The organism is Nostoc sp. CMAA1605, assembly GCF_021596505.1.
In the GTDB taxonomy this organism is placed as follows: Bacteria; Cyanobacteriota; Cyanobacteriia; order Cyanobacteriales; family Nostocaceae; genus Trichormus.
In genome coordinates this window covers 1-3,825 of sequence record NZ_PJIZ01000180.1, presented here as the reverse complement: position 1 = coordinate 3,825, position 3,825 = coordinate 1, and the positions used below count along the sequence as shown (strand labels likewise).

Below are 3,825 nucleotides of genomic sequence, written 5' to 3'. Positions count from 1 at the left end.
AGAACGCAAAACTTGGAAATTTAGCTTAATTCGGCGATTATATGAACAAGGTTTGCAAGAAAGAGATATTCGTAATCTCTATCGTTTTATCGATTGGGTTATGATTTTACCAAAAGACTTGGAAGCAGAATTTTGGCAAGAGTTTAAACAATTTGAGCAGGAGCGTAGCATGAGTTACATTACAACAGGTGAGCGCATTGGCTACGAACGCGGTAAACAAGAAGGTGAGCAAACACTTGTCCTACGACAAATACAAAAACGAGTAGGAGAGTTACCCCCAGAAGTTCAAGCACGTATTCAAACTCTGACGCTAGAACAACTGGAAGCACTAGGAGAAGCTTTGTTAGATTTTTGTGCGATCGCTGATTTATTTGCTTGGCTAGACGCAAATCAACCAACTTAGCGCGATCGCACTTGACGCTGTTGTAATGGTAACTCTAGGCGATCGCCTGGGCGTGGTTCAATAATTTGAGTTGAGAGTTGACGTTGCGCTAACTGCGATCGGATTTTCTCCGTATTTCCCACTACCTGAAGCAACTTCACCAGTAATCCCTCATACATCACATCACCAGGGGAAGCTGTTGGTAACATCACCTGCGGCTGTAACCACTCCGCCACCTCCACAGCCTTTTGCTGACCTCTAATAATCGCACCCACCACAGGTAAAGCCAAATCAATCAAAGGTGTAACAATCACATCTATGGGTGCAAACTGTTTCAACTGTGGAGAATGATAGCCGTGAGGCTCATAATAAAGCTTTAAATCCGTGGTCAAATCCTTAAGAACATAACCATTCTCTATCAACGTCGGCCCAATGGGAGAACCAGGAACAGCAGTAATTTCCACTTGCTGATTTAATTTGTAACTTTCCCCATGCGCCAAACTAGTCACATTCGTATAACCCAACTCCCGCACCACCTTCGCCGCATTCGGAGAAGCCACCACCGGAATCTGTTTATCAAGCTGTTTTAGCGTCGGTGGGTGGGCGTGGTCTTCCAAACCTTGAGACAGTAAAATTAAGTCAATATGGTCGGGAATAGAACGTTCTTGATTTCGTAACCCTTTAAATAGCCAATCTAAATTAGCAAAAGTCAACGAACCAACCAACCACGGATCTATTAATATATTTTGTTGACCAATTTCCAGCAACCAACTATTGCTATCTAACCAAGTTAAATACATAGCCACAGATTCCAGATAATACCTATCTTCATTGTGACATTATGGGGCATGGGGCATAGGGAATGGGGAATAGGGAATGGGGCATGGGGCATGGGGCATTGTGTAAAATCTCCCTACACCCTTACACCCTTACACCCCTATACCCCTACACCCTTACACCCCTACACCCTTACACCCTTACACCCTTACACCCTTACACCCCTATACCCCTACTAAGGCAAAATAAACCCGTACTTTTTCAATACAGCTTTTGCTTGGCCATCAGTAGTTAAAAAAGTGACAAAATTCTTTGCTGCATCAGGATTTTTTGTCTTTTTCACCACTGCGGCGGGATATGTAATTGCTGAGTGATATTTTTCATCCGCCGCCACTACAACTTTTACTTTATCGGAAATTTTGGCATCAGTAGCATAAACTAACCCTGCATCAGCGTTACCACTTTCTACCACCGCTAAAACCTGACGCACGTTGTTGGCATATACTAATTTCGGCTTGATTTCTGGCAATAATTTCAGCTTTTGCAAGACTTGTTCAGCATATTGACCTGCGGGTACACTCCTGGGTTCGCCAATAGCAATACGCTTAATTTCAGGATTCCTAAGCTTTAAAAAGCTAGTGATGCCCGTTTTTCCCTTCGGTACAACCAGGACTAGGCGATTTTTTGCTACGATCGCTCTTGTACCTGGCAGCAATAATCCTTTCTGCTCTAAAGCATCTACTTGTCTTTTCGCCGCCGAAATGAAAATGTCTGCTGGCGCACCCTGTTCAATCTGTTGCTGCAACGCACCAGATGCACCAAAGTTATAACTGATGTTGATATTAGGATTATTCTTTTGATAGGTTGGCTTAATTTCTTCTAGAGCATCTTTTAAACTAGCCGCAGCAGATACCAGTAAACTGACATTAGATTGGGCTACGACAGGAGAGGGTGTCATAAAAGGCAAGCCAACTGCTATCAAACAACTAGCGATCGCCGCACCAAGAAAAGCAAGAATTTGTCTTCGTTTCATAGGAAAATCAGGCTGAGATGGATTCTTCTCCAAGAGTTGAGGCTTGGTCGGATCGTACTTAAAGATAACCGTGATATTTACCAACCAAATTGGTAACATTATGCCAAGAAAAGAACAAGGATGGATCACTTTTCAGACATCAGAGGAAGAACGCAAGATTCTAGAGGAATTCTGCCAGCATTCTCAGCGCACTAAAACTGAGATTCTGCGGGAACTTGTGCGCGGTCTTCATCAGCAACCCCCACCAGCAAAATCATTACCAACCACAGGGGTAGATAAAGTAGATAAGGTAAATAAAGTAGAAACGCAAACATCTGAAAACTTAGATTTAGAACCTAATCTTCCCAAAAGACCCCTAAAAGTTAGTTCACGCAATATTCTTAAAGGTGTGGTGAAAAAAGTTGTCACTGGTGCAGTCAATAGCGAAGTAACTCTAGAAATTGTTCACAAAGTCGAGCTGACTTCCATCATCACCAGAATGTCAGCTGAAGAATTAGAACTAGAGGAAGGTGCAGAAGCCTATGCGGTCATTAAGTCTAATGATATTGTGATTGCCAGAGATTAGGTTATGGGGCATTGGGCATTGGGCATTGGGCATTGGGCAGAGGGACAAGGTAGAATTTATTTCTCAACTCAGCACCGGCTAAACGCCGCGCTACCGCTAACAGCACTCATTACTCATTACTCATTACTTATTACTCATTACTCATTACTCAGCACTCATTACTCAGCACTCAGCACTCCCCACTCCCCACTCCCATGAGTGTCAAAACCCCTATGGCAGAGTTCGGTTAAGCGTACTGGGTGAGTAAAAGTAAATTGCTAAATTAGTTGATAGTTAAGCAGCACTTGAGATAATTACTATGAGTAATGATTCCCATCGCCAGCCCGAAAATTCTCTAACTGATGTGATGAGTCAAAATCAGTTATGGGATTATTTGCAGTCAATGGATAGTCAAACCGTTAGCCAATTATCTAAACCCACTTCGCCAGAGGTGCTTCAGTTAATTCAACGCTCTATTGTAGCGACTCTGGGTAATTTGCCTGGGGGAAAATTTAATACAACTATTACTACCAGTCGTGATGAGTTGGGTAAACTTTTAGGCTCTGCAATGGTAGATGGGTATTTCTTGCGTAATGTGGAACAACGACTGGAGTTAGAAAAGGCTTGTTTACCGCCTAGTGTTGACAAGTAATGAGTAATAAGTAGTGAGTAATAAGTAAATTTCTTGCTCATTACTCATTACTCGTGATGTACCTTAATTACTTCAAAAAATCTGTAATTCACATTAGACGTGAGCGAAAAACTGAAGGAGATGTGATAAATCACATCTCCTTCAATCATCTAGATATTATTCGCTAAGAGGTAGGAATCAGAGAGAAAAGGTGACTGTAGGTACAACCTCACCTTTGTGGATGGCTTTCTCCCCTGCGCCCTGCTCTCCTCTCCCATGCTTCTTATTGGTCTTAGTAGCGGTTGCGGTTGTAACCACCGCCGCCACGATTTCCACCAAATGAACCACCTCTGTCTTCTTTGGGTCTAGCTTTGTTAACTTTTAAATCACGACCCATCCATTCAGCACCATCAAGCGCGTCGATAGCAGCAGCTTCTTGTGTGTCGGAATTCATTTCT

General features: G+C 42.8%; 7 protein-coding genes and 1 pseudogene. 5 read left to right on the top strand and 3 right to left on the bottom strand.

What is annotated here, in order from left to right:
• Positions 1–403 (top strand): DUF4351 domain-containing protein (locus CV014_RS29590; RefSeq protein ID WP_236145269.1); only part of this gene is annotated, 403 nt, incomplete at its 5' end.
• Here the strand turns inward: CV014_RS29590 and CV014_RS29585 are convergent.
• Positions 400–1,182 carry an MBL fold metallo-hydrolase gene (locus CV014_RS29585; protein WP_236145271.1) on the bottom strand — a complete coding sequence of 261 codons (783 nt, stop codon included), beginning with the start codon at positions 1,180–1,182 and terminating at the stop codon, positions 400–402. The genes CV014_RS29590 and CV014_RS29585 overlap by 4 nt on opposite strands.
• Before the next feature lie 48 nt (positions 1,183–1,230).
• Between CV014_RS29585 and CV014_RS29580 the strand changes: the two genes are divergently transcribed.
• Entirely contained in the window at positions 1,231–1,398 is a 168-nt protein-coding gene (locus CV014_RS29580) for a hypothetical protein (protein ID WP_236145268.1), read from the top strand.
• Here the strand turns inward: CV014_RS29580 and modA are convergent.
• Positions 1,395–2,192, bottom strand: a complete 798-nt coding sequence (gene modA / locus CV014_RS29575; RefSeq protein ID WP_236145267.1) for a molybdate ABC transporter substrate-binding protein — start codon at positions 2,190–2,192, stop codon at positions 1,395–1,397. The genes CV014_RS29580 and modA overlap by 4 nt on opposite strands.
• Positions 2,193–2,292: 100 nt before the next feature.
• Between modA and CV014_RS29570 the strand changes: the two genes are divergently transcribed.
• The 3 genes from CV014_RS29570 to CV014_RS29560 all read left to right on the top strand — a co-directional run bounded on the left by CV014_RS29570 (position 2,293) and on the right by CV014_RS29560 (position 3,388).
• Entirely contained in the window at positions 2,293–2,757 is a 465-nt protein-coding gene (locus CV014_RS29570) for a TOBE domain-containing protein (protein ID WP_236145266.1), read from the top strand.
• Between the two features lie 3 nt (positions 2,758–2,760).
• A complete protein-coding gene (locus tag CV014_RS29565) occupies positions 2,761–2,955 on the top strand; it encodes a hypothetical protein (RefSeq protein ID WP_236145265.1) in 195 nt (64 codons plus the stop codon).
• Between the two features lie 100 nt (positions 2,956–3,055).
• Positions 3,056–3,388: a DUF760 domain-containing protein gene (locus CV014_RS29560; RefSeq protein WP_236145264.1), complete on the top strand. Its 333-nt coding sequence runs from the start codon at positions 3,056–3,058 to the stop codon at positions 3,386–3,388.
• A gap of 271 nt (positions 3,389–3,659) precedes the next feature.
• On the opposite strand, the pseudogene CV014_RS29555 reads toward CV014_RS29560, so the two are convergent.
• Positions 3,660–3,825, bottom strand: a pseudogene (locus CV014_RS29555) (RNA-binding protein); the annotation flags it as partial.

Excerpts from the sequence above, each read along its gene's own strand:
- CV014_RS29585 (WP_236145271.1), bottom strand. The coding sequence starts at position 1,182 with ATGTATTTAACTTGGTTAGATAGCAATAGTTGGTTGCTGGAAATTGGT.
- CV014_RS29570 (WP_236145266.1), top strand. The coding sequence starts at position 2,293 with ATGCCAAGAAAAGAACAAGGATGGATCACTTTTCAGACATCAGAGGAA.
- CV014_RS29565 (WP_236145265.1), top strand. The coding sequence starts at position 2,761 with ATGGGGCATTGGGCATTGGGCATTGGGCATTGGGCAGAGGGACAAGGT.
- modA (WP_236145267.1), bottom strand. The coding sequence starts at position 2,192 with ATGAAACGAAGACAAATTCTTGCTTTTCTTGGTGCGGCGATCGCTAGT.
- CV014_RS29560 (WP_236145264.1), top strand. The coding sequence starts at position 3,056 with ATGAGTAATGATTCCCATCGCCAGCCCGAAAATTCTCTAACTGATGTG.
- CV014_RS29580 (WP_236145268.1), top strand. The coding sequence starts at position 1,231 with ATGGGGCATAGGGAATGGGGAATAGGGAATGGGGCATGGGGCATGGGG.